This window comes from Allokutzneria sp. A3M-2-11 16, from assembly GCF_024213555.1.
Lineage (GTDB): Bacteria > Actinomycetota > Actinomycetes > Mycobacteriales > Pseudonocardiaceae > Allokutzneria.
This window is the reverse complement of the sequence record NZ_JANAVO010000006.1, coordinates 1-26303: the sequence shown is the minus strand read 5'-3', so window position 1 is coordinate 26303 and position 26303 is coordinate 1. Positions and strand designations below refer to the sequence as shown.

General features: G+C 69.0%; 17 protein-coding genes. 5 read left to right on the top strand and 12 right to left on the bottom strand.

Translation table 11 applies throughout. From position 1 onward, the window contains the following. Positions 1-5: 5 nt before the first annotated feature. Positions 6-359: an STAS domain-containing protein gene (locus NLX83_RS27900; RefSeq protein ID WP_254238170.1), complete on the top strand. Its 354-nt coding sequence runs from the start codon at positions 6-8 to the stop codon at positions 357-359. Here NLX83_RS27900 and NLX83_RS27895 read toward each other — a convergent pair. Continuing rightward, a complete protein-coding gene (locus NLX83_RS27895; protein WP_254238169.1) occupies positions 338-1303 on the bottom strand; it encodes a GlxA family transcriptional regulator in 966 nt (321 codons plus the stop codon). The two genes, NLX83_RS27900 and NLX83_RS27895, sit on opposite strands and share 22 nt — an antisense overlap. Before the next feature lie 80 nt (positions 1304-1383). On the opposite strand from NLX83_RS27895, the gene NLX83_RS27890 reads away from it, so the two are divergent. After that, positions 1384-2073, top strand: a complete 690-nt coding sequence (locus NLX83_RS27890) for a DJ-1/PfpI family protein (RefSeq protein WP_254238168.1) — start codon at positions 1384-1386, stop codon at positions 2071-2073. A 157-nt stretch (positions 2074-2230) separates the two neighbouring features. Here the strand turns inward: NLX83_RS27890 and NLX83_RS27885 are convergent, their stop codons facing one another. The 5 genes from NLX83_RS27885 to NLX83_RS27865 all read right to left on the bottom strand — a co-directional run bounded on the left by NLX83_RS27885 (position 2231) and on the right by NLX83_RS27865 (position 18265). Continuing rightward, on the bottom strand, positions 2231-3451 hold the full coding sequence (locus NLX83_RS27885; RefSeq protein ID WP_254238167.1) for an HNH endonuclease signature motif containing protein: 1221 nt from the start codon (positions 3449-3451) through the stop codon (positions 2231-2233). A 334-nt stretch (positions 3452-3785) separates the two neighbouring features. Further along, positions 3786-7295 carry an SDR family NAD(P)-dependent oxidoreductase gene (locus tag NLX83_RS27880; RefSeq protein ID WP_254238166.1) on the bottom strand — a complete coding sequence of 1170 codons (3510 nt, stop codon included), beginning with the start codon at positions 7293-7295 and terminating at the stop codon, positions 3786-3788. Next, positions 7292-16147 carry a type I polyketide synthase gene (locus NLX83_RS27875; protein ID WP_254238165.1) on the bottom strand — a complete coding sequence of 2952 codons (8856 nt, stop codon included), beginning with the start codon at positions 16145-16147 and terminating at the stop codon, positions 7292-7294. Before NLX83_RS27875 ends, NLX83_RS27880 begins: the two co-directional genes overlap by 4 nt. After that, a complete protein-coding gene (locus NLX83_RS27870; RefSeq protein ID WP_254238164.1) occupies positions 16131-17297 on the bottom strand; it encodes an MFS transporter in 1167 nt (388 codons plus the stop codon). Before NLX83_RS27870 ends, NLX83_RS27875 begins: the two co-directional genes overlap by 17 nt. A 134-nt stretch (positions 17298-17431) precedes the next feature. Beyond that, positions 17432-18265 (bottom strand): hypothetical protein, encoded by an 834-nt coding sequence (locus NLX83_RS27865; protein WP_254238163.1) that lies wholly within the window; start codon positions 18263-18265, stop codon positions 17432-17434. Positions 18266-18327: 62 nt separating this feature from the next. Between NLX83_RS27865 and NLX83_RS27860 the strand changes: the two genes are divergently transcribed. Together NLX83_RS27860 and NLX83_RS27855 are read left to right on the top strand one after the other, a co-directional pair. After that, positions 18328-18477: a hypothetical protein gene (locus NLX83_RS27860; RefSeq protein WP_254238162.1), complete on the top strand. Its 150-nt coding sequence runs from the start codon at positions 18328-18330 to the stop codon at positions 18475-18477. Then, the gene (locus tag NLX83_RS27855; protein ID WP_254238161.1) at positions 18477-18662 is read left to right on the top strand and encodes a hypothetical protein; all 186 of its coding nucleotides are present in this window, start codon (positions 18477-18479) and stop codon (positions 18660-18662) included. Before NLX83_RS27860 ends, NLX83_RS27855 begins: the two co-directional genes overlap by 1 nt. 34 nt (positions 18663-18696) lie before the next feature. Here the strand turns inward: NLX83_RS27855 and NLX83_RS27850 are convergent, their stop codons facing one another. The 6 genes from NLX83_RS27850 to NLX83_RS27825 form a co-directional block, all read right to left on the bottom strand. Further along, complete coding sequence (locus NLX83_RS27850) at positions 18697-19815, bottom strand: HNH endonuclease signature motif containing protein (protein ID WP_254238160.1); 1119 nt, start codon at positions 19813-19815, stop codon at positions 18697-18699. Positions 19816-20123: 308 nt separating this feature from the next. Continuing rightward, positions 20124-21116 carry a Gfo/Idh/MocA family protein gene (locus NLX83_RS27845; RefSeq protein ID WP_254238159.1) on the bottom strand — a complete coding sequence of 331 codons (993 nt, stop codon included), beginning with the start codon at positions 21114-21116 and terminating at the stop codon, positions 20124-20126. After that, positions 21113-21940 carry a sugar phosphate isomerase/epimerase family protein gene (locus tag NLX83_RS27840; RefSeq protein ID WP_254238158.1) on the bottom strand — a complete coding sequence of 276 codons (828 nt, stop codon included), beginning with the start codon at positions 21938-21940 and terminating at the stop codon, positions 21113-21115. The genes NLX83_RS27845 and NLX83_RS27840 overlap by 4 nt, the downstream gene beginning before the upstream one ends. A 23-nt stretch (positions 21941-21963) precedes the next feature. Next, the gene (locus tag NLX83_RS27835) at positions 21964-22824 is read right to left on the bottom strand and encodes a carbohydrate ABC transporter permease (protein WP_254238157.1); all 861 of its coding nucleotides are present in this window, start codon (positions 22822-22824) and stop codon (positions 21964-21966) included. Next, on the bottom strand, positions 22814-23695 hold the full coding sequence (locus tag NLX83_RS27830; protein WP_254238156.1) for a carbohydrate ABC transporter permease: 882 nt from the start codon (positions 23693-23695) through the stop codon (positions 22814-22816). Before NLX83_RS27830 ends, NLX83_RS27835 begins: the two co-directional genes overlap by 11 nt. Position 23696: 1 nt before the next feature. Beyond that, positions 23697-25034 carry an ABC transporter substrate-binding protein gene (locus tag NLX83_RS27825; RefSeq protein WP_254238155.1) on the bottom strand — a complete coding sequence of 446 codons (1338 nt, stop codon included), beginning with the start codon at positions 25032-25034 and terminating at the stop codon, positions 23697-23699. A gap of 107 nt (positions 25035-25141) precedes the next feature. On the opposite strand from NLX83_RS27825, the gene NLX83_RS27820 reads away from it, so the two are divergent. Next, complete coding sequence (locus tag NLX83_RS27820) at positions 25142-26104, top strand: LacI family DNA-binding transcriptional regulator (protein WP_254238154.1); 963 nt, start codon at positions 25142-25144, stop codon at positions 26102-26104. Positions 26105-26303 lie beyond the last annotated feature (199 nt).

Sequence of the window (26303 nt, the reverse complement as noted above, 5' to 3'; positions counted from 1 at the left end):
CCCGCGTGCGCGGTGTCATCGGGTTGGAGGTCTCGCGGAGCCAGATCGGGGGCGCCGCGGTGCTCACGATCGGCGGGGAGATCGACCTGGACACCGCTCCGTCGCTGCACGAGGCGGTCACCGCGTGCCGTGACGAGGTCTGCGTCGTGGACCTGACCGAGGTGACGTTCCTCGGTTCCGCCGGGCTCACCGCGTTGCTCGACGCGACCGTCCGCGCGCGGGCGCGCCGGGCTTCGCTGCGCATCGTCGTCGACGGCAACCACGCGGTGATCAGGCCGATCGAGATCACCGGGCTCGACCGCGAGCTGGCGCTGTTCCACTCCGTCGACGAGGCGCTTCAGGCCCGCAGTTTCCGATAGGCCGACGGCGAGGTGCCGTACTGGTCGACGAAGGTTTTCCGCAGCGTCTCCGTCGAGCCGAACCCGCACCTGCGCGCCACCGCCGCCAACGGCAGTCCGGTGCCGACGAGCAGCCTGCACGCCAGTTCCGACCGCACCGTCCGCACGTAGCGGCTCGGGCTCGTGTCGAGGTGTTCGGAGAACAGCCGGGTCAGGTGGCGCGCGCTGTGGCCGAAGCGCTTGGCGAGCGCGGCGACTCCGAGGTCTTCGGCCGGGTTGGCCTCGACGTAGGCGGTGACCGACCGCACCAGGTCCTTCTCCGGTGTCGGGGCGGTGAGGAACATGCTGACCTGGTCCTGGTCGCCCGGCCGTTGCAGGTAGGCGATGAGGGATCGGGCGACCGCGCGCGCCAGCTCCGGCCCGTGGTCGTCGGTGACGAAGGACAGCGCCAGGTCCAGTCCGCTGGTGACCCCGGCCGCCGTGTAGACCTCGCCTTCGCGGACGAAGATCGGCCCGGCGTCGACGTGCACGGCGGGATAGGTCTCCGCGAGCCGTTCCGCGAACGCCCAGTGCGTCGTGGCGCGACGGCCGTTCAGCAGTCCCGCGGCGGCGAGCACGAACGCCCCGGTGCACACCGACGCCACGCGGCGGCTGCACGCGGCGAGCCTGCGCAGGTGCGTGGTCATCCGATGGTCGGCCGCCGCGTTCTCGTGGCCCCAGCCGCCGATCACGATCACCGTGTCGAGCGACCCGGTCACCAGCTCCAGCCGCTGCTGCGCGGTCAGCACCAGCCCGGAGGAACACCGCACCGCCGCTCCGCCCAGCGTCGCCAGTTCGATCCGGTACCCCGGCCGCGCCCCGAGCCGGTTCGCTGCGTCGAGCACGTCCGTGGGGCAGGCGATGTCCAGCAACTCCGCGCCTTCGTAGGCGACGACGAGCACCCGCCTCGCGTTGTCAGCTTCCACACCGCACAGTTTCGGCCCAGGATCGCAGGGCTCCGGACATCGCCCCTCGCACACGGCCCCCGGCTTGTCAGGCTCGTCCCATGACCAAGATCGTCGCCTTCGTCCTCTACCCCGGCCTCACTCCGCTCGACCTCGTGGGGCCGCTCCAGACGCTCACGACGCTGAGCGCTTTCGCGCCCGAGTACCGGACCGTCGTCGTCAGTGAGCGCATCGGCTCCACGCGCACCGACCTTCCGCTGCTCCTCACCGCGAGCGACACCTTCGAGGACGTGCCCCGTCCGCACACCGTCGTGGTCCCGGGTGGCCTCGGCACCTACCGCCAGCTCGCGAACCACGCGCTGCTCGACTACGTCCGCGGCGCCGAGCACGCCGCGTCCGTGTGCACCGGCTCCCTGATCCTCGGCGCCGCCGGGTTGTTGGAGGGCCGCAGGGCCACCAGCCACTGGGCCGTCCGGGACACCCTGGCGGCGTTCGGCGCGATCCCCGTCGCCGAGCGGTGGGTCGAGGACGGCAACGTGATCACCGCCGCCGGCGTGTCCGCGGGCATCGACCTCGCGCTGCACCTGGCCGAGCGCTTCGCCGGGCCCGAGGTCGCGCGGCACGTCCAGCTCGCGATCGAGTACGACCCCGAGCCTCCGCTCGGCCCGCTGGACTGGAACACCGTGGACACCACCGCCCTGGCCGAGCCGATCCGCCGAGCCATGCGCGCCGAGCTCGCCGATCATCCCGATCTCCTCTCGCGCTTGACTTCCGGCGTGGGGTCGGCTTGACCTGGGGCCCTCGCGGGAAGCGTATGGCACGCGCACCCCAGGTAAAGCCTCGGTTCCCTTGTGCCCCTTACCTTTTCAGCCCGCGCCTGCACCACGCTGGAACCGTCACGTTCCTGCGTGGCTTCCGGGACGTCCGTCCACTGTGGACGTCCCGGGGCTACAGCACCAATGGGCAGTCCACCCTGATGTTCCGCAACGGCACCTGATCAGGGTCGATCCACTTCGGCGGGATGAACGCCGGTATCCCATGCTCGAAGATGATCACCCACTCTTGTGCGTGGATCACGTGATGGTGGTACACGCACAGGAGCACGAGGTTGTCGAGATCGGTCGGTCCTCCGTCGATCCAATGCACCACATGGTGAGCTTCTGTCCACGAAGGAGGCCGGTCACATCCGGGGAAGGCACATCCCTTGTCCCGCACCGCCAACGCCCTCCGCTGAGCGAGTGAGGCGAGTCGTCGTCCGCGCCCGTAGGCCAGGGGTTCACCCTTCTCCCCGAGCACGACCTCAGCGATATCGGCATCACAGGCGACATGCTGGGCCAGGTCCGGGGACACCGGCTGTCCAGTGTCGGTTCGGGCGCACCCGGTCTTGTCCTTGAGGTTGTCCGCGTTCATCGTCATGACCAGCAGCGAGCGGGGCAAGCCCGGGATGTCATGGTGGGCCATAGCGATCGTCATCGCCTCAATGAAGGCATCGGCCAACCGCTGCTCGAAGGTACGCGGGTCTTTCTCCCCGTCCACGGACCGGGGTTTGGCCATCCCGAGCAGGAAGGTGGAGACCTTCTCACCCTCGAGCGGACCCATCGTGGCACTGAGGCGCACGCTCCCGTCCTTGCCACGGGACATCCGCGCCGCACGCCGCTCCACCGCCTCCCGCTCATCCCGATAGACACCATCAGGGTCAACCACCGTCCGCACATACTTCCCCGCGCGCTTCAGGAACTCCGGGTCCAACGTCGGCGCCACATCCGCCAACACCCGCTCCGCACCCTCCACATGCTCCGCAGGCAGACGCTTGATGGCATCGGAGATCACCAGCGCGTGTTCACCACTGATCTCCCCGGCATACATCGCCTCCCGGGTGTGGGGCAGTCCCGGCAACTCCCGCACCAACCGCGTTCGCCGCTTGGCCTCACCCGGATGGATCTTCAGCTTGTTACACAACAACATCGACAGGTCCTTACACCTGTACGTGGAGTGCAGCACACGCTCATCAGCCTGAGTATTGGCGTCGGTCTTCACGGCGGTCAGCAGTCTGCCGATCGTCTCCAACTCCGACAGGAACTCTAGATGATCGTTCTCGGACAACTGATACGAGTCGTTGGCCGCCAGCTGCGCGGCGAGTAGATCCTTGATTGCCTTGGTATCCAACATGATCACACCTCCCCTCGATGGATACCTCCATTATATCGTGTTCTCTGACAGTCACAAATCCGTTGTGCCACAAGGAAAAACCCAGGCGCCACCCCGCCGCAGGCCGCACACGAAACAGTCGGCTTTACCTGGGGAGCGCGTGCCATACGCTCATCGCGAGGGCCGGGGTTTCATCCCGTGCCCCTGAAAGGCCCAAGGGCACGCGCAAGGGGCCCCAGGTCAAGCCGACCCCACGCTGGTACCGGCGTGGGCTGGAAGCCCAGCCCCGCTGGAAGTCCCAGCCGACTCCGCTGGAAGCCCAGCCCGCGAACGCTGGAAGCCCAGCCCCGTAAGCTCAAGCCGACAGCCCGGCCACCAAACGCCGCACAGTCGGGTACACCGCCAACGCGGTGATCGGCACGGCGTCCCCCACCGTCTCCCGCAACAACCCGATCAACCGCACCGCGACCAGCGAATGCCCGCCCAGCTCGAAGAAATCGTCGTCGACGCCCACCCCTGAGATGCCGAGCACCTCTTCCCACAACGCCGCGACGCGACTCTCCATCTCCCCGGCGGGCGCCACGTACGGGGTAGTCAGCGGAGGGCGTGGGTGCCGCGCGGCGACGGGGCGGGGACGGGCGGTGGCGGGCGCCCAGTCCGAGAGGCGGGCGTGGAGGTCGCCGCTGGACACGACGACTTGGCCGACTTCTCCCATGAGTGGGAGGAGGCGGTCGAAGACGGCGTTGCCCTCGGCGACGGACATGCCGTAGCTGGCGATGGTGTCGCCGGGCATGAAGTGTTCCTCGGAACGGATCTGCCAGCCATCGGAGTTGATGGCGAACCACGGTAGCCCGGACGCGCGGGCCTGGCGGCAGTAGGCGTCGAGGGCGGCGTTGGCAGCGGCGTAACCGGCGAAGGCGAGGCCGCCGAGCATCGCCGACAGCGAGGAGACCGCGACGACGGGTGTCTGCGCGGGAACGACTTCGCGGAGCGCGAGCAGTCCGTCCACTTTGGACCGGAAGTGGGCGGCGGCCTGGGCGCGCTCGGTCTCGTGGGCCAGGGCGAAGTACGACGCGTCCGAAGCCCCGGCGGCGTGCACGACGAGGTCGAGTTCACCGAACCACCGCTGCGCCTCGGCGATGACCTCGAACATGCGCGCGGCGTCGGCGACGTCGGCGGAGGCGGCGAGCACCTGGGCACCGCGTTCCTCCAGCGCCAGGATGTTGCGGATGTGCCGCGCCACCCGGTCATCGCCATCCGCCCGGCTCGACCACGTGTCACGCGGCGGTAGTTCGGTGCGCGCGGTGAGCACGAGCCTGGCCCGCCGCGTGCGCGCGAGGTGATCGGCGAGCGCGAGCCCAACATCGCCGAGCCCACCGGTGATCAGCACGACGCCGCCTTCCGGCACCGGATGGCGGTCGCTCGGCGAAGGCGGGACAGGCAGGGCGGTGTAGTCGCGAACCCAGCGCTCGCCGCCGCGCAGGATGACCGGCCCACCACTGCCCGCGCACGCCTCTGCGAGCAGCCGTCGCGCCAGTTCGGGCGCCGGGCCGAAGCCGTCGATGTCGACGTGCCGACAGGTGATCTCGGGATTCTCCTGGCTGATCACGGGCGCCAGACCGCTCATCGTCGCCCCGGCGGGATTGGTGAGATCAGCGGGCGTGATGCCGACAGCACCGGAGGTGACGAGCAGCAGGTCGACCGGACCGGACGGCCCTTTCACAAGCGCCGCAAGGGTATCCAGCGCTCCGTGAAACCCGGATTCCGCCGTCCAGCCGTGCAGCACCGTACGCGGCGCGACCCCGGCAAGGTCGTCGCCGGGCCGGGCGACGGTCACTGAAGCGCCGACCGCGCGCAGCTGGGTCACAGCTTCATCGAGCACCGGATTGTCGGACACCACCAACCAAGGCCCCGCCGCGCGCAAGCGAGCGTCGAGATCGGTGACCAGCAAGGGATGCTGTCGCGCACCCGGAACGTAGAACCAGTCGGCGATGTCCGCACGCTTGGTCTTCCCTTCCGGCTCTGCCCAATGACGGTGCCGCTGGAACGGATACGTGGGCAAGGAAACGCGCCGCCGATGACCGTCGTGGAAGGCAGGCCAGTCCCACTGAACGCCCTGCTCCCACAACCTGCCGAGCTGTGCCCACCACCAGCCGACCGGGTCGTCCGCATCCGGCGCGAGCACAAGCGAGAGCGCGCCTTCCCCTTCCCGCAAACCCGAATCGAGCAACAGCCGCCGCAACGCCTGCTGGATCTCAGCTGGTTCCGACGCGTCGACATTCATCGCCGAGGCCAGCGCCGACCACGCGGACGCGGGCACGGAGTCCGGCGCGGGCAAATCGATCCGCACCAACGGATCAGGAGATGAGACGGTGTGAACAGGCCCGTCCAACGCGTCGAGGCTCGAACACACGACAGCGCGCCGCACGGCATGACCAGACCGAGACTGCTGCAAGGTGAACGCCACGTCGGCGAGATCAAGCGAAGGATTCGCGGCGACATAAGCGCGAAGCTGCTCCGAAGCCTCCGCCAAAGCCACAGGGTCCTTGGCGGACAGGGTGATCAGCTGTGGTCCCGACGAAGCAGGACGTGGCGACGGCGCAGGAGCTTCCTCCAGGACGACGTGCGCGTTGGTCCCGCCGAGTCCGAAAGAGCTGACCCCAGCGCGCCGAGGCCACGGATTCGATGGCCACGGCTTGTTCTCCGTCAGGACTTCGAATCGCTTGCCCAGAGCCGAATTCGGCGTGCGGAAATTCGGGGTCTCCGGCAGAATCCCGTGCCGCAACGCCAGAGCCGCCCGGATCAGCCCGGTGACCCCGGACGCCCGGTCGAGGTGCCCGATGCTCGGTTTCAACGAGCTGACAACGCAGACCTCACCCGACTCGTCCAGCGCCGAGAACGCCCGCTCCAGTGCGGTCAGCTCGACCGAGTCCCCGAGCGTGGTTCCCGCCGCGTGGCACTCGACGTAACCGATGGTGCTCGGAGGAACATCCGCCACCAGCAAGGCATCCTGGATGACCGCGGACTGACCGTCCGTTCCCGGCGCCGCGTACCCGACCTTCGCGCGGCCGTCGTTGTTCATCGCGGAGCCGAGGATCACCGCGTGGATCTCATTACCGTCGCGCTGCGCGTCAGCCAACCGCTTCAGCGCCACCACGCCGACCCCGTCGCCCAGCACAGTCCCGGACGCTTCGGCGTCGAAGGTGCGCACAACGCCGTCCGGCGAAGCAATCCCGCCCTCGTGGTACTGGTATCCCTCCGGCTGCGCGGGATCGAGCGCAACGCCTCCCGCCAACGCGATATCGCTCTCGAAACCGAGCAGGCTCTGTGCGGCCATGTGCACCGCGACCAGCGAACTGGAGCAGAACGACTGCACGCTCACGCTGGGCCCGCGCAGGTTCAGGCGGTAGGAGACCATGGTGCACAAGGCATCCCGGTCGTTCCCCGCACCGAACTCCATTTTGGACACCGACGCCACCAGGTCGGGCCGGGTGAGCAGGTAGCGGTCCAGGTAGTCGGGATATCCCGAGCCACCGAACACCCCGATCTGGCCCGCGGTCGTCGCCGGATCGTGCCCGGAGACCTCCAGCGCTTCCCAGCAGCACTCCAGGAACAGCCGCTGCTGCGGGTCGGTGATCTCGGCCTCGCGCGGGGTGAGCCCGAAGAAACCCGCGTCGAACTCGGCGATGCCCTCGACGCGCCCGGACACCGGGACGAAGCCCTCTTCGTGCTCACCGGCCGCCCGGCGCAGCCCGGGTCGCCCGGCCATGAGGTTGGCCCACAGCTCGTCGACGCCGCGGGCACCGGGGAACCGGCCCGCCATGCCGACGATCGCCACCAGGGAATCGGGATCGCGCTCGCTCATGAGGTTCTCCCCCTCCGCACGGCGCCCCGCTTGCGCTGCGCCCGTTTCCTGCGTTCCTCGGTCTCGTCCGCGCTGTCGGCCGGACCGCCGTCGACGGACGCCGCGAGCGCACGCACCGTGGGTGCCTCGTAGAGCACGTGCGGCGGCAGCTCCGCGACCCCGACCGCGCCGCGAATCCGGGCGATCACGTCCACGCCGATCAGCGAGTTACCGCCCAGCTCGAAGAAGCTGTCCAGCACGCCGACCCGGTCCAGTCCCAGTGCCGCCGCCCAGATCTCGGCGATCGCGTGCTCGGTCGGCGTGTTCGGCGCGGCGTAGGCGGTCGCCAGGTCGGGCCGCGCGTGCTTGCCGATCGCGGTGCCCTGATCGGGTCGCACACTGTCCACAGTGAACTGATCACTGAGCTCGGTCACCGCGGAGAAGTCCTGTGTGGACACGATCACGTGGTTCTCACCGGAGGCCAGTGCTCGCAGCAGCGATCGCCACCCCTGGTCGAACTCGATGCCGAAGCGAGCGCGGTGCGCGCGGAAGAACTGCTGGAGCTCGGTGTCGTAACCGTCCAGCCCGTGGCCCCACGCGTTCCACGTCCACTCACCCCAGCCGATGCTCACCACGCGATCGGCGTTGTGCGCGTACGCGTCCAGGAAGGCGTTGGCCGCGCAGTAGTCGATCTGCCCCGGCCCGCCACCGGTGACGGAGGTGATCGAGGAGAACAGCGCGACGAAGTCCACTTCCTTTCCGTGCAAGGCTTTCTCCAGCGCGAGCGTGCCCGCGACCTTCGGGGCGAGCACGTCGGCGAAGGAGTCGGGATGCCGGAGCTGGATCAGACCGATCCCAGGAAGCCCTGCCGCGTGCAACACCCCGTTCAACGCACCGAAACGCTTGTAGGCAACAGAAACCGCACGTTCGACGGCGGACTCGGAGGCCACATCGCCAACGACGATCTCCACCTCCGCGCCGTGTTCGCGCAGCATCCGGACGCCGTCGATCCTGCGTCGCACGTCCGCGTCGGTGACGGAATCCCAGTCGCTCTCCGGCGGCAACCCGGTTCGGCCGAGCAGGACCAGTCGCGCGCGGTGGTCCTCGGCGAGGCGTTCGGCCATCGCCAGGCCGACCCCGCCGAGACCGCCGGTGATCAGGTAGACGCCCCGTTCCCGGATCGTGCTCTCGACCTTCTCCCCCGGCATGCCCCGGAACGCCCGGACCCACCGCTTTCCGCGCCGCAGAGCCACAACCGGCTCCGCGGGCGGTGCGGCAAGCTCGCGAAGCAACCCGGCGGCCCCGTCGGTGTCGATCAGCCGGACGCGCACACCCGCGTACTCCAACGGGATCACGCGGCACGGACCGACCACAGTCGCCACCGCGGGATGGACGTCCTCGTCACCGAGAACCTGGTGCGCGCCGGTGACCACGACGTCGAGCGTCCATTCGGCATTGCCGACCTCGCCAGAAGCCCGCGCGAGCGAAGCCAGCGTGTTCAGGCCGCGCGCGATCGCGTCCCGCTCACTGGACATCAACCACAGGTGCAGCACCCGGTCGGGCAGGAGATCACGGTCGCGGAGTTCCCGGAACAGCGCGACCATGTCCTCCGGCGAGCCGGGCCGCACGCGATATCCCTCGTCCTCCACCGCGAACTGCCCACCGGGCCGCACCGCGACGACCTGTCCCCCGCCGAGTGCGGGAACCGGGTCTTCGGTGCCCATGCTCGACCCCGCAAGCGGGTCTTCGTCGGTGAACACCAGCCACTTCGCCCGCGGGTCAAGGGCCCCCGACGCGAACGGGGTCTGTTGCCAGACCGGCAAGTGGAGCCAGTCCTCCTCGGCGAGCCTTGGCAGTGCGGACAGGGCCGTGCCCGCGTCGACCTGCGGCGCCTTGGCCTCGATCCAGTGTTCCTGCCGTTCGAACGGATAGGTCGGCAGCGGCACCCGCCGCGACGGCCGCACTCCGGGGCGCGCGTCCTTGCGGCCGTGGTAGGCGACCCAGTCCACCGGAACGCCTGCCAGCCACAGGCGGGCCAGCGCGTCCGTCAGGACCTCGTCGTCGGGGCGCGGGTCGGCCGCGCCCGGGAGGGTCGCCGACACCAGCGACCAGCGCTCCGGCGGGCAGTCGGGGTGACTGCGCACCAACGCGCCGAGCGACTGACCAGGACCGACCTCCGCCAAGGCGATGTCGGGGTTGGTGAGCAGCGTGTGCACGCCCTGCGCGAAGAGCACCGGCTCGCACATGTGCCGCGCCCAGTAACCGGGATCGGCGATCTGCTCGGCGGTGACCGGCTCGCCGGTGAGGTTGGACAGGTACGGCAGCCGCGGCGGGTTGATCGTGATGTTCGCCGCGACCCAAGCGGTCAGTTCTTCAGCCACCGGAGCCAACATGCGCGAGTGGAAAGCGTGCGTGGTCTCCAGTTCGCGGTGCGGCACCTCGGCTTTCAGCAACTCCGCGCGCAGGCGTCCGATCGCGTCGGTCGGCCCGGCGAGCACGCACAGCTGCGGACCGTTGACCGCCGCCAAGTCCACATCGGACGGCAGCTCTCCCAGCTCCTCGCGCGCGCGGCCAACGGCCAGCATGGAACCCTCGGGCAAAGCCGAGATCAGCTTGGCACGGTGGGAAACCAGGCGCAGGGCGTCGCGCAGCGAGAGCACTCCGGACAGGCAGGCCGCCACGTACTCACCGAGGCTGTAACCGAGCATGATCTCCGGGCGCACACCCCAGGACATCAGCGTGGACGCGATCGCGTACTCCGCGATGAACACCGCGGGCTGGAGGATCTCCGTGCGGGCGAGGTCCGCCGAGCGGGGGTCGGCGTCCGAAGCTCGGCCGAGCGCGGCGGCGAGGCTGCTGCCTGCTGCCGAACGCCCGCCCGTCAACAGGGGAAGCGGATCGGTGCCCGTCAGCTCGTGCACGATCGCCGCGGCCTCGTCGAGCGTGGCGCGGAACTCCGGCTCGCGCTCGTAGAGTTCGCTGACCAGGCCGGGGTACTGCTCGCCGACCCCGCCGAGCAGGAACGCGACCGGCCTGCGGCGCACGGGGTCGACCCGCTCCAGCACCGGCACAGCGTCTACTGTGGACAGTGTGGACGAAGTGATCATCGCGCGCCGGTGTTCGAAGGTCGCGCGGCCCACCTGGAGCGTGTACGCGACATCGGCCAGCGGGGTCTCGGGCCGCGCGCCGAGGTACGCCTTCAGCCTGCGAGATGCCTCGTCGGCAGCGGTGGCGGTGCGCGCGGACAGCCCGAGCACCTGGTAGCGGCGCGTGCTGTCACCCACGTCGAGACGGGGCGCCTGCTCGACGACGACGTGCACGTTGGTGCCGCCCATGCCCAGTGAGTTGACCCCGGCCACGTGCGGACGATCCCGGCGGGGCAACGGGTTCAGGTCCGCGTTGACGTAGAACGGCGACTCCGCGAAGTCGATCTCCGGGTTGGGCGCCTTGTAGTGCAGCGTCGGCGGCAACACTCCGTGCCACAACGACAACGCCGTCTTGATCAGCCCGGTGGCACCCGCGGCCCGGTCGAGGTGGCCGACGTTGGTCTTCACCGAACCGACCGCGCAGTACTGCTTTCCGGCCGCATCGCCGAAAGCCCTTGTCAGCGCGGCGATCTCGATCGGGTCGCCGAGCTCGGTCGCGGTGCCGTGCGCCTCGATGTAGGAGACGTCGGACGCCTTGACCCCCGCGTCGGCCATGGCGTCGACGACCACCCGGGCCTGCCCGGCGACACTGGGCGCGGTGTAGCCGACCTTGCGCGCGCCGTCGTTGTTCATGGCCGAGCCGCGGATCACCGCCCACACGTGATCGCCGTCGGCCTGCGCGGCGCTCAGCGGTTTGAGCAGCAGTACCGCCGCGCCGTCGCCGAACATGCTGCCGTGGGCGTCGGCGTCGAAGGTCCGCACGTGCCCGTCCGGCGACTCCATCCCACCGGGTTGGTAGTGGTGGCCGACCTTGTCGGGAACGCGGACGGAGACACCACCGGCGAGCGCCAGTTCGCATTCGCCGCGCCGCAGGCTCTGGCACGCCATGTGCACCGCGACCAACGAGGTCGAGCAGAACGTCTGCACCGCCACGCTCGGCCCGTCGAGGTCGAAGTTGTAGGAGACCGCGGTGGTGAGCGCGTCCTTGTCGTTGCCGATCACCATCTCGTAGTCGTTGAAGTCGTCGGCCTCGGCGCGCAACTGCTCGTGCAGCCCCAGCAGGTAGGTGCTGATGTTGGTGCCGCCGAAGACACCGACGCGGTCGCGGTGCTCCGGCGAGCCGTAACCGCCGTGCTCCAACGCTTCCCAGCAGCACTCCATGAAGATCCGCTGCTGCGGGTCGGTCAGCGCCGCGGCGCGCGGGCTGAACCCGAAGAACGCCGCGTCGAACCCGCGCACGTCGGCCAGCACCGGCCGGGCGCGGACGTAGTTCGGGGCACCGAAAGCACTCGGGTCGACGCCGGAGGCGAGCAGTTCCTCATCGCTGAAGAAGCTGATCGACTCCACGCCCGCGGTGAGGTTGGCCCAGAACTCGTCAACGTTTGCGGCGCCGGGGAACCGGCCCGCCATGCCGACGATCGCGATCGCGTCACTGGGCGCTGCGACGACCGCCTTGGGGGCTTCCTCCGGCTTTTCCTCGCCGCCGCCCAGGAAGGCGGCCACCGTGTGCACGGTGGGCGCCTCGAACAGCGTCACCGACGGGACCGCGACGCCGAACTCCTTGCGCACCAACGACAGCAGCTGCAACCCGAGCATCGACGTACCGCCGAGGTCGAAGAAGTTGTCGTTCACGCCGACGCGGTCGAGCCCGAGCATGTCCTGCCAGAGCTCGGCCAGCCTGGTTTCGGTCGCGCCGGTCGGCGGGACGTACGCCTGGGCGATCGCGGGACGGGGGAAGCGCTCACTGGGGATCGGCACGGCCGTCACCGCGGGTGTGCTCACCCAGCTCTCCAGCCGCGCGGACAGGTCCCCGGCAGTCGCGAGCAGCCTGGGCCGTGGTTGGGCCAGCACCCGGTCGAAGGCGTCGAGGGCCCGCTCCTCCGACATCGAGTTCGCGATCATCTCCGCGCCGACGCCGTCGCCGAGCTTGTCCAGCGTCACCGACCACGTGTCCCAGTTGACGCTGATCCAGCCCGGGTTGCGGTGCGCGACCGCGTCCAGGAAGGCGTTCGCCGCAGCGTACCCGGCGAACCCGATGCCGCCGAGCACCGCCGACATGGAGGAGAAGAGCAGGCAGAAGTCGGGCGAGCGCTGGGCGAGCACCTGCTCCAGTGCGAGGGTTCCGTCGACCTTCGGGGCGAACTGCGCGGCGAGCAGGTCCGGTTCCAGTTCGCCCAGGCCCCGGAAGGTCGACGGCTCGGTCACTGCCGCCAGGTGCAGCACGCCGTCGAGCCGGTCCAGCCCGGCCACGACCTCGCGCATGCGGTCGACGTCGGTGACGTCGGCCGCAACCACTTCCACTTGCGCACCAAGGGTTTCGTCTCGACGACCGGACCTGCTGGTCAGCACGACGCGCCCGGCGCCGCGGCGGGTCAGGTGCGCCGCGAGCAGCTTGCCGACCTCGCCGAGCCCGCCTGTGATCAAGTAGGTGCCGCCCGCACGGACCTCCAGCGGCGGTGTCCCACCCGTCGCGGCCGTGTAGTCCGGCACGCGGCGCTGACCGTCCCTATAGGACACTCCGAGCCGCGAAGCCTTGCCGCGCAGCTCGTTGACGATGTTCTGGGCATCCGACGTGCCGTCCAGGTCGACCGGGCGGAACACCAGGTTCGGGTACTCCTGCCCGGTGACCACGCACAACGGCGCGAGCATCGCCTGCACCGGATCGGGCACGTCGGTGTCGAGCACGTGCTGAGCACGCCGGGTAGCGACGATCACCGTGGCCGAGTCGCACGCGCCGCCGAGCGCGGCGGCCAGCCGACCCAACCCGAGGAACTCATTCCCGCCGTCGAGCGCCCACAGGTGGGCAACGCTGACGTTCTTGTCGAGCGCGGCAACGAGTTTCGCGTAGTCCTCAGGCTCTTCAGGTCGAATCGTGAAGCCGTCCGCGGTCTTCGCGAAGGCTTCCCCCCTGCGGACAACGACAGCATCGATTCCGAGAGCGTCCGCGACGCCCTGGGAATCCGCGAACACCACGCACTGCCCGAGGTCGCGCTCGCCGGTCAACGACTCCGGCCGCCAGCTCGGTGCCAGCAGCTCCACATCGTCCACCGGCTCGACCACTGGTTTGTCCGCTGCTTTGTCCGCTGCTTTGTCCACAGTGGACCGCTCGACCCAGTAGCGCTGCCGCTGGAAGGGATAGGTCGGCAGGCTGACGCGTCGCGGGTGCTGCCCTTCGTAGTAGGCGTCCCAGTCGAGCGTCGCACCGACGAGCCACAGCCGGGCGACCGCCTCGGCCAGCACGGCATCGTCCTCGCGGCGATCGGCGGCCGAGGGCAGCGTCGGGATCATCAGCGGCCAGCGCGAACGCGGGCAGTCCGGATGGCTGCGCACCATCGCGCCGAGCGACTGCCCCGGGCCGATCTCCACCAGGGCCATGTCCTCGTGGCCGAGCAGGCCGCCGATCTGGTCGTGGAAGCGGACCGCCGAGCACAGGTGTTCGCCCCAGTACTCGGGATCGCACGCCTGCTCCGCCGTCATCGGCCGACCGGTCACATTGGACATCAGCTCGATCTCGGGAGCCCGCAGTTCCACGTTTTCGCGCAACCAAGCCACGAACTCGTCACGGATCGGCTCAAGCATGCGGGAGTGGAACGCGTGCCCGACGTCGAGTTTCCGGCACGGCAACTGTTCCTCGGTCATCAGCCGCGCCAGCTCCGCGATCGCGTCCTCGGGTCCGGCCAGCACGGTCAGCTCAGGGCCGTTCACCGCCGCGATGTCCAGGCCCGCGCTCAGGCGGTCGGCCGCTTCCCGCTCGCCCAGCGGGACCGCGAGCATCGCGCCCGCGGGCAGCCCGGAGACCAGCTCGGCCCGCCGGACGACCACGGCCAACGCGTCGCGCAGCGTCATCACACCGGCCAGGCACGCCGCGACGTACTCACCGAGGCTGTACCCGGCCAGCGCCTTGGGTTCCAGGCCCCACGACATCAGCAGCCGCGCCAGCCCGAACTCCACCGTGAACAGCGCCGGATGCACCATGCCGGACGCTTCGGTGTCCGTGCGCCCGAGGAGCCGCGCCAGCTCGCCGCCACCCCGCTCGCCCGGCGTGATCAACTCCTGGACTGGGTCGTCACCGGTCAGCTCGCGCAGCACCGCACGGCACTCGTCGACCACCCGGCGGAACTCCGGCTCCGTCTGGTAGAGGCCCGCCGCCATCCCGGGGAAGTGCTCGCCGACTCCGGCGATCAGGAACCCGACCGGCCGGTCGTCCACGTTTCCTTCGCCCGCCAGCACTTCGTCCACAGTGGACGACAGGATCGCTCGTCGGTGCTCGAACCGCGCACGGCCGGTGCTCAGCGTGAACGCGACGTCCCCGAGGTCCTGCGCGTCATCGAGGTGTGCGCGCAGGTTGGCAACGGCTTCGTCTGCGGCGATCTCCGAGCGTGCGGACAGCAGCAGCGCGTGATGACGGCGCGTGGATTCCTTCGGTGACGGCAGAGGTGCTTCTTCCAGCACCACGTGGGCGTTCGTGCCACCGATGCCGAACGAGCTGACTCCGGCGCGGCGCGGCCGGTCCTGACGCGGCCACGGGCGGAGTTCGGCGACCACTTCCAGTCCGTCGCCGAGGTGCGGGCTGGGTGTTCGGAAGTTCAGCGTCGCGGGCAGTTCCTCGTTGCGCAGAGCCAGGGCCGTCTTGATCAGGCCCGTCGCCCCGGCCGCGCGGTCCAGGTGCCCCACGTTGGTCTTGACCGAGCCGATGACGCAGCGCTCACCGCGGAAAACCCGTTGCAGCGCGGCGAGTTCGGCCGCATCCCCGAGCGCCGTGCCGGTTCCGTGGGCTTCCACGTAGTCGATGTCGGCAGGGGTGAAACCCGCGCTGGCCAACGCTTCCGCGACCACCGCGGCCTGTCCCCGGACGCCGGGTGCGGTGAACCCGGGCGTGTGCCCGGCGTCGTTGGTGATCGCCCAGCCCTTGATCACCGCGTAGACCTGGTCGCCGTCGGCCAGCGCGTCACCCAGCCTGCGCAGGGCGATGACCGCGACCCCGCTGCCCACCGGCGTTCCCATGGCCTCGGCGTCGAAGGCCCGGCACCGCCCGTCCGGCGAGGTCATCCCCGCTTCCTCGTAGCGGTAGCCGACCCGGTGCGGCACGGACACCGCGACCCCGCCCGCGAGCGCGAGATCGCATTCCCCGCTGCTCAGGCTGGTCGCCGCCGCGCACACCGCGACCAGCGACGTCGAGCAGTAGCTCTGCACCGTGTAGCTCGGCCCGGACAGGCCGAGCGCGTGCGCGACCCTGGTGGCCAGCGAGTCCTTGTCGTTGGCCAGTCCCAGCGCCAGGTCCCCGACCGTCTCCACCAGCCGCCGGTCCGGCAGCAGGTTGTTGAGCAGGTAGCCGCTCAGCGCGCACCCGCCGAAAACCCCCGCCTCGCCTGGGAACCGCGCGGGGTCGTGCCCGCTGTCCTCCAGCGCCCGCCAGCAGTGCTCCAGGAACAACCGCTGCTGCGGGTCGAGGATCTGCGCCTGCCGCGGCGGGTAGCCGAAGAACTCCGCGTCGAAGAGGTCGATGCCGTCCAGCACCGCCCCCGCGCGCACGTAACGCGGATCGGCGATGGACTCCTCGGGCACCCCGGCCGCGCGCAGCTCGTCCGCGGTGAAGCGGGTGATGCCCTCCACCCCCGCCCGCAGGTTCGCCCACAGCGCTGGCACGTCGGCCGCGCCGGGGAAACTGCCCGACATGCCGACGATCGCGATGTCGGTGTCCAGGATCTCGCTAGGGCTGCTCGACATGTCGCTCCTCACTGCACCGGCCCAGTGCCCCGTACGCGAGGCCGACCGCCGCTGTCGCGGCGACTCCGGCCAGCACGGGGACCAGGAACGCACGTTGTCCACCCGCAAGATCGACGATCTGGCCGGTCACCGCGGCGCCGATCGCCATGCCCGCGCCGAGCGCGGTCTGCAACCACGCGAAGCCCTCGGTGAGCGCGCGGGCTGGCACCATCAGTTCGACCAGCTGGTAGCAGGCGATCAGCGCGGGCGACAACGTGAAGCCGACGAAGAACACCAGCACGCCCAGCACCGTCAGACCGTTCAGCAACGGCATCGGCAGGACTCCCACGAACATCGCCGCCACCGCGATCACGAACCGCCGGTGCACGGGCGCCTGCCAGCCGAGAATTCCGTACAGCACACCGGAAACCAGGCTTCCGGCGGCGAGGAGCGCGACCAGCGCGCCCACCGCGAAGGGTCCGCCGCGCTCGGTGGCGACGGCGACCAGCGCCAGCTCCAGCGAGCTGACGATCGTGCCCAGTGCCAGGCAGGCCAGCACGAGCGCGCGCATGCCGTCCCTGGTGATCACCGGTTCCGGCTTCGCCGTCGTCGTGGCCGGTTCGGTGCTCCGCTGCGCCGCCAGCCCGATCCCGCCGATCACCGTGAACACCAGCACGCACAGCAACCCGGCCTCCGGGGAGACCAGCGTGCACAGGGCGACCGTGATCAGCGGGCCGAACACGAACACCAGCTCGTCCGAGACCGCTTCGACCGAGAACGCCGTCTCCAGCATGTTCGTCCCGCCGACCGCGCTCACCCACCGCGCCCGGACCATGGACCCGATGGGCGGGAAGGCGATCCCCGCGCAGAACCCGCTCAGCACCGCCGTCCACCAGGTGCCGCTGGCCAGAATTCCCAGCAGCCCCAATACATGCACGGCCACGCACACACGCAGGACGCGTCCCTGCCCGAGCCGGTCCGCGAGCCTGCCTATCCACGGTGCGGTGATCGCCTGGCCGACGAGCAGCGCGGCGACCACGCCGCCCGCCATCGAGAACGATCCGCCGCGCGCGGTCACCATCAGCACCACGCTCAACCCGAGCATCGACATCGGGAACCGGCCGAGCAGCCCGGCCGCGACGAAACCGCGCGCCCCGGGAACGGTGAACAAGCGTCGATATCCCTGAGCCATGCGTGATCCGCTGCCCTTCCTGGGTTCGGGTTCATGGCGTCGAATCCAGTTCCCGCAACGTATCCCCGCGCGGAACCCCGGTGCCACGCCCGGCACCTAACACCCCGGAAATGTCAGCGGTGCTCGATCGGCTCCGTGATCAGCCGCGCCGCCGGGTCTCCCGGATACCGCTCGTGCACCTCGCGCACCAGCTCGGCCGTCAGCATCCCCAGGTGGTCCAACGACTTCCGCGGCGCCGCGAGGGCCGTGTGCACCCACTCCGCCGCGCCTTCGATATCGCCGCGCCGCAACGCCACCGTCGCCAACGCGAGGTGCGCTTCACTCGCCCGCATCGGGCTTTTCGCCGCGGTCTTCAAGACTTCCCGCGCGTGCTCCTCGGCCAGCTTGTCCTCCCCCACGACCGTGAAGCAGTCCAATGCGTACGAGTCCCACTTCCCCGGCTCCACCACGAAGTGGTTTTCCGGCCGCTCCGGGTTCTGGTGCTGTCCGAGGAGCCGATATCCCTCGTCGAGGATTTTCCTGAGGTCGCCCGTCTCGCCCATGCGCGCCGCCGCTTTGGCCGCCTGCGCGCAGAGCTGGACCGCGACCGAGGAGTTCGGCGCCGCCCGCTTCCCCGCTTCCGCATAGGCCGCGACCTCGTCCAGCCGACCTTGCGTGAGGGCGAACCACGCGCTCATCTCGAAGGACCACGCGACGATCTCGCCGTTGTTCACTTCCTGCCCCAGCCGAAAGGCCGCGCGGCGATGGGCTTCGGCCTGTTCTCTGTGCCTCAGGTCGTAGTGCACGCAGCCCAGGAGGAGGTGCAGCCATCCCGCTTGTTCGCCATCGGCTCTCACCAGGAGCCGATTCGCCTCTTTGCTCAGCAGATGTGGGTCTTTCCAGGCGTAGTCGCAGCAGAGCTGCTCTGTGGCGCTGTGCAGCTCCTCCGGCCCGCCTTGCCCCCGCACGCCTCTGACTCTAGCGAGTACTCCGGCCATGAGCTCGACTCTGCCGCCACCGTCTCATCAGGGTGATCGGCCAGGAACTGACCGAAGGGCACTACATGCTCTCGACGGACCAGGTCCGGGCGCTCCTGCGGGAGCACGACGACCCCGACTTCCGCAACCTGGAACGCCCCGCGGATTTCGACCGGGATGCTTCGCGGGACTGTTTCGCATGATGAGCAATTTCGGCAGGTTTTTCGTCACCGCGCACATGAGTGGCGGGGAGGGTGCACCCAGCGGCGACGCGCGCCTGCCCCGGGAGTTCGTGGCGGTGCTCAGGGCCGCTGGCGAACTGGACGAAGACGACGACGATGAGCTGGGAAAGGCGTACTGGGACGACCGGTACTTCGAGTACATGTGAGACATCTGCGATACTCTTTAGGGCGGCTGGAGTACTAGAAGGGTGCCGGTTCCGCGATCGGCTCGGCCTCGGTTTCGGCGGTCTTCCCGTTCGGTGTCGTCCACACGTGCCGACCGTCCGGCAGGTTCTCGCACTTCCAGTTGGATTCGTGCTTCATCCGGTGATGCCGTCTGCACTTCGGCCGCAGATTGTCGACCGTGGTGTTTGTCCCGTCGAAGGGGCAGCAGTGATCGAGATCGCAACGGTGTGCGGGTCGGTTGCAGCCGATCGCGGTGCAGGTGGGGTAGCGGACGTGGATCAACTCCCGCTGCTTCGCAGACGGCCGATACGTCGTCACGTCCTCAGCGATCCCGGTCACCGGGTCGGTCAGGATGCGCTTCCAGATCCCGTTCGCCGCCACATCCCTGGCGATCTTCGCAGGCAACGGCCCGTAGCCGTGCAGGATCGCGGGCTCGTCGCTGAGACCGAGGAACGAACCCATGGGCATGGTCAGGTAGACGGTGACCTGGCCTTGGGGTGCCCCGGTTTCCTTACCCATCAACACATCCATCGTCACATCGGCCCGCTTCTGGTCGAGGGTGCGGTGGTCCTTGGGCAGGGCTCTAGCGATGCGGTCGATCCGGTCGTAGATCAACGAGGCTTGCAGGGCGGGGAAGAACATCCGCAGCAGGCACATGCCGTCATCTTGGGGGATCTTCTCCACCAACCTCGCCTTGCGCTTCTCCTTATGGCGACGCTCAGCAGCCTTCGGGTCCAGCTTGTCGATGAACCGCACCGCATGCCGACGAGTCGCGGTGTAGTCGTGCGTCTCAGCGAAAGCGAGGAAGTCCTCTTCAGCGATCGCTGCGTGCACAGCAGACAGAGTGGAGAGCAGATCGACGATCATCAACGCTTTGCCCTCGTCGACGCGGCCTTCGGCCAGCGCCCGCAACACCACCGGGCGACCGGTCAAATCCTCTGCGCGTTGCAACAGCCGGGCGGCCTTCGTCTTCGAGACCGCCAACAGTCGCATGAGGATTTCCTCGGCAAACTCACGATCACACAACTCAAGCCGAGACACGTAGTCGATCAACGCGACCGCGAAGTCCGCTGAGGCTTTCCCCATCGCGGTGAACATGACCCTCAAATAGTGGTCGGGATCTACAGGAAACATGTCCCCATTCTATCGCGTAATAATAGTCGATCATGGCCCTACAGGGTGAATTCCCAGGCGCCCGAAAAGCCAAAACAACGCAACCCCAGCGAAACAGCAGGCCGCCGCTGGAAATCGGGGTCGGCTTTACCTGGGGTGCGCGTGCCATACGCTTGTCGCGAGGGCCGGGGTTTCATCCCGTGCCCCCGAGAGGCCCAAGGGCACGCGCAAGGGGCCCCCAGGTCAAGCCGACTCCACCGCTGGTACCGGCGCAAGTTGGAAGCCCAGCCCCGCTGGAAGCACAGCCACACAAGCCGGAAACCCGAAAGCTACAACAAAACCGGCCGCCCACTCCGCACAGACTCATAAATCGCACAAACCACCCCCAACGTCCGCCCACCCTCCCCCACAGTCACCAACGGCTCCCGCCCCTCCTCCACCGCACCCAAAAAGTCCCGATACTGCTCAATATGCACATCCGACAACGCAGCCGGATCAGATCCCGCCCCAACCGAACTCCTACCAGCCACCTCCGCATCACCAAAATAGGTCAACGCATCATTGTCGATCACCGCCGACCCCAAGGACCCGTGCACCTGAAGCCGCGCGCTCAACCCCGGATAAGCCGCAGTGGTCCCATGGATCACCCCAAGCGCACCACTCGCGAAACGCACGTTCGCCACTGCCGTGTCCTCGACCTCGATGCCGGTGTGGGCCAGGCACGCGGACCACGCGAAGACCTCGACCGGCTCGCCCAGCATCCACACCAATAGATCAATCGTATGGATGCTCTGGTTCATCAGCGCTCCACCACCGTCGAGCTCCCACGTGCCACGCCATGCCCCGGAGTCGTAGTAGTCCTGACCGCGCCACCACGCGACGCTGGCGACGCCGGAGGTGATGCGGCCGAAGCGACCGTCCTGGATCGCCCGGTACACAGCCTGGCTGGACGGGTCGAAGCGATGCTGGCTGATCACGGTGACAGTGCGGCCCGCGCGCTTCTGGGCAGCGGCGACCCGCGCGACGGCGGAGACGTTCACGTCGAGCGGTTTCTCGATGACGACGTGCTTTCCGGCTTCCAGGGCGGCGACGGCGAGATCGGCGTGCGTGCCGCTCGGAGTGCACACTGCGACGGCGTCGATGTCGGGGCGCGCCAATGCTTCTTCGACCGAGGTGGTCCATTCCGCACCCAGCGCTCGCGCGCGCTCGACCACCGGGTCGACGGCGAGCACGAGGGTGGCGCGGTCGGGCAGCGCGGCGATGGCGGCGGCGTGCTGCACTCCGATGACGCCGCAGCCGATGATCGCGAATCGCATGCTCATCGGTAGTCGATCCCCTCGTTGGTGAGCAGGTCGGTGAAGGCGCGGTGCGCGACGCCGTACAGCTGCGGTCCGCTGAAGCCGCCCATCGGCCCGGCCGCGATCAGGTGCGGTTCGAGGGAGAAGAACCCGTCGAAGCCGTCCTCGCGCAGCGCTCGCACGGTCTCGGCGACCTCGCCGTCGCCGTGGCCCGCGGGCACGACCTCGCCGGTCTTCATGATCGCGTCCTTGATCTGCACGTACTCCACGTGCGGGCGGAGCAGCCGGTAGCCGTCGGTGTACGGCCGGACTCCACATTGGACGAAGTTCGCCGCGTCCCAGGCCAGGCGCAGCGACGGCGACCCCACGCTTTCCACGACGTCAAGGCAACGCTCCGGAGTGTCGCCGTAGATGCTCTTCTCGTTCTCGTGCAGCAGGATCACGCCGTGGCCGGTGGCGCGCTCGGCGATCCGGGTCATGCGACGAAGCACCTCGTCGCGGTGCGCGGCGGGGTCGTCGGCGGCGGGCAGGAAGAACGAGAAGATCCGGATGTACGGCGCCGCCAGGACCTTCGCCACGTGCAGCGCCCGGTCCAGCCGGAGCAGGTGCTCCTCGAAGTCGTCGCGCACCCCGATCTTGCCGATCGGCGAGCCGATGGAGGACACGGCGAGCTCGTTGCGCGACAACGTCTCCCGCACCAGCTCCAGCTCGACGTCGTCGAGGTCGAGCACATTGGTGTCCCAGGCGCTGCGGAACTCGACGTGACCGACGCCGAGCTCGCGCAGCACGCGGCACTGCACGTCCAGCTCGGGCGAGATCTCGTCGGCGAATCCGGACAAAGTCCACATAGGACTGCTTCCCTCCAGTCGGGTCAGCTCTTCACGCCGCCGGACGTCAGCCCGCTGACGAGATGCCGTTGGAAGACCAGGTACAGGACGATGACGGGCACCGCGCTGACCACCGACGCCCCCATCAGCTGCCCGTAGAGCGGCAGCGCCCCGCCCTCGACGCTCTGGGCGAACACGTGCAGCTGGACGGCAGCGGTGCGGGTGGACGGTCGGCTCAGCACACTGGCGAACACGACGTCGTTCCAGCTGCTCAGGAACGAGAACACGAGCGCGACGACCATGCCGGGCCACGCCAGCGGGAGCACGATCCGGACCAGCGTGCCGAACCGCGACAGCCCGTCGATCAGGCCCGCCTCCTCCAACGTCCTCGGGATCTTGTCGAGGTAGGTGACCATCACCCAGGTCGCCAGCGGCAGCGCGAAGGTCAGGTAGGTGATCACCATCGCGGTCCTGGTGCCGACCACGCTCAACCCCAGGTACGCGCCCGCGGAGGCGAAGACCATGAACAGCGGCAACAGCAGCATCACGTGCGGAACCGACTGGAGCGTCACCAGACTCGCCAGGTACGCGCGCCTGCCCACGAAGACGAACCGGGTCAGGCAGTAGGCCGTGCCCACCGCGAACACGGTCGCGATCACCGCCGCCAGCAACGAGATCACCAGGCTGTTGGCCAACCCGGTCGTCAGCTCGACGGTCTCCCACATCAGCAGGTAGTTCTCGAAGGCGAACCGGGTCGGCCACAGCGTGCCGCCCGCGACCTCGTGGTCCGGCGTGACCGACATCAGCAGCAGGAACAACACCGGCACGGCGGCGAACGCGGTGATCAGTACCGTGGCGCCGACGCGCACGGCCGGAGGCAGGATCGCGTGCGGATCACGCTTCATGGTCACGCCTCCCGATCAGGCCGACGCTGCGCAGGTAGAGCACGGCGGGGACGGCGACGACGACCAGCGACAGGATCGACATCGCGGCGCCGAGCCCGAACCGGAAGACCTGGAACGAGATCTGGTAGATCGCGATCGGCAGCACGGACACCGCCTCCGGCGCGGGCGTCCCGAACAACACGAACGGCAACGTGAAGTTGTTGAAGTGGTGCAGGGTCGACAACAGCAGCGCCAGGCTCAGCGGCCCGCGGAGCTGCGGCAGCACCACGTAGCGGATCTTCTGCCACCACGTCACGCCGTCCATGTCGGCCGCCTCGTACTGCTCGGCGGGAATCGTCTGGAGACCCGCCAGCGTCAACATGTAGATGAACGCCCACGACGCCCACACATCGACGAAAACCAGCGTCCAGAAGGTGTTCGGGCCGATGAGCCACTGCCCGGCGGGCAACCCCAGTGACTCCAGGGCACGGTTGACCGCGCCGTCCGGCTGCAACATCACCCGCCACAACATGGCGGTGACGAACTGCGGAATCACATACGGCACAAGGTAAATCGACCGCACGAGAGCACGGCCGCGCATCCGCCCGTTCACCGTGAGCGCGGCGACTATGCCGATCGGAGCCGCGAATACCGTGGTGAGCAAGGAAAACGACACGCTCAGCCACAACGCGTGCGGCATGCCCGCCGATCCGAGCGCTTCGACGAAGTTGGCGAGTCCGACCCACGGGGCCTGGAGCCACTCGCGCAGCGAGTACTGGTCGAGCCCGGAGAACCCCATCCACGCGGCCAGCGCGAACGGCACCCCGACGACGAGCAGGAGCAGGATTCCGCCCGGCAGCATCAGCCACAGCGGCCGTCGCTCTCGCCCCACGTCAACGCCTCTGCCGGTCAAGGGAGGACTGCACTTTCCGGTTCGCCTCCGTGAGCAGGCCGCGCACGGCAACGGGATCGTAGCCACCCGAGGCGAGCGCGGGCAGGGACTGCGTGACGACGTTGGTCAGCGCCAGCTGGAGATCCGACCACGCGCCGGTGAACGCGGTCGGCACCGATGCGCGCTCCGCCGCCAAGAACGGCGCCAGCAAGGGCCGCGACGCGGCAACTTCCTCGGCGGCGCGCGTGGTAGCGGGAAGATCGCCGAAGGTCTCCGCGTACCGCTTCTGCTCTTCGGGGCTGACGAGGAGTTGGATCAACTCCAGCGCGAGGTCTTTCTTCTTGGTAGTACTGGAGATCGCGAGGTTGAAGCCGGACGTGATCGAACCCGCCGCGACACCGCCCGGCGGACGCTCCGTCGCACCGAACGGGATCAACGGCATCGGAGCGAAGGCGTAGGAACCTTTGACCGCCGACTTCTCCAGGCTCGGCACCACGGTCGGCGCGACCATGCCTAGCATCCCGAGCTCGCCGCGGCCGAACGCTGCCAACGCTTCCGGGGCTTTCCAGGTCACCGCGTCCGGGTCCACCACGCGGTGCTTCGTGAGCAGCTCGAACAACGCTCCGACCGCGGCGTGGGTCTGGGGTGTGTCGAGCCGTGCCTGCTTCAGGTCGGCGCTGATCAGGTGTCCGCCGTTCTGGAGCGCGAACATCCACACGTACTTCCACGGGTCGTACGAGTCGGCGTAGGCCACCGCCGTGCCGTAGGCCCCGGCGCCGGGATCGGTGAGGCGCTTGGCGATCTCGACGAACTCGTCCCAGGTCCGGGGCGGCGCGGAGATGCCCGCCGCGCGGAACTTCGCGGTGTTGTAGACCAGGCCGTACGGGCGGGTGGACATCGGTACGGCGACCTGGCGCGAGGCGTCGGGACCGGACATGCCGAGCGCGGCGGGGATGAACTGCTCACGTCCGCCGATCCGCCGCCAGTCGGCCTCGTCGAGCACCTGGAACCCGCGCGCGGCGTCCCCGGCCGGGGTGAACGTCGTGCCGACCTGGTACACGTCCGGGCCGGTGCCGGTGATCACCGAGGTCTGGAGCTTCGTCTGCTCCTCGGCCGAACTGGCGTAGGTGTCGAAGGTGATTCCCTTTCCGGTGCGCTGCCGGAACTTCGCGGCGATGCGGTCCAACCACACGCGCTGCTCCGCCGGGTACTGGGCGATGGTCCCGACGAGCACGTACAGGTCGTCGTCGTCCTCGTTCGCGCACCCGGTGACGCCGGCGGCCAGCACCAGCGCGACCAGTCCCAGTGCCACCGGTCCGAGTGAGAGCCGTCGCCGCATGGGCCGACGCTAGGAAGCCCGAAAGGTGATGGCAACCGGTTGCCAAAAGTTGCCGCGCGCCACTAGAAAGCTTCCGCCTGAGAGGGAGGTGTCGTGTGCGACAACGCATGCCGACCATCCACGACGTGGCCCGCGAGGCAGGGGTCGCCGCGTCGACCGTCTCGCGCGCCTTCTCCAACCCGCGGCGGGTGAACGTCCACACCCGCCAGCACATCGTCGCCGTCGCGGAACGGCTCGGCTACCGGCCGAACCCGCTCGCGCGGGCGCTGCCGTCCGGGCGGACGACCACCATCGGGTTACTGCTGCCCGACGTCACCAACCCGTTCTTCTTCGGCATCATCCGCGGCGCCGAACGCCAGGCGAACGCGGCCGGCTACACCCTGATCCTGATGGACACCGAGGAATCCCCCGAGGTCGAGACGCACAACGTGGAACGGCTCGGGCGCGCGGTCGACGGCTTCGTGCTCGCCTCGTCACGGCAGTCCGAAGCCGACATCCGCGCCGCTGCGGGGAGAAACGCCGTAGTCCTGATCAACAAGCAGGTGGCCGGAGTGCCGAGCGTTGTCATCGACAACACCGAGGGCACGCGGCAGGTCGTCGAGCACCTCGCATCGTTGGGCCACCGCTCGCTCACCTACCTGTCGGGGCCGCCCGCGTCGTGGTCGAACGCGAACCGCTGGGCCGCGCTGCGGGAGTCCGCGGGGCGCCTCGGCATGCGGGTCACCCGCATCGGCCCGTTCTCCCCCACCGTCTCCGGCGGAGCCGCCGCCGCGGACGCCGCGATTGGTAGGGGCGCGACGGCGGTCGTGGCGTTCAACGACATGCTTGCGATTGGGACGTTGCGTCGGTTTGCGGAACGGGGGTGGCGGGTGCCTTCGGACATCAGTGTTGTGGGGTATGACGATATTTTTGGGGCTGATTTTTGTTCGCCGCCGTTGACTACGTTGGCTTCGCCTCGGGAGGACTGTGGGCGGACGGCTATTGATTTGTTGTTGAGGGGTGGACGGGGGGAGGTCGTGTTGCCGTCGCATTTGGTTGTTCGAGGGTCGACTGGGTTTGTGACGGGGTAGCTTTTGGCTGGGCTTCCAGCTTGCGTGGGCTTCCAGCGGGGGTACGGCTGGGCTTCCGGCGGGGTCGGCTGAACTTCCAGCGTGTGGCGCTGGGCTTCCAGCCTGGGGGTCGGCTTGACCTGGGGGCCCCTTGCGCGTGCCCTTGGGCCTCCCGGGGGCACGGGATGAAACCCCGGCCCTCGCGACAAGCGTATGGCAC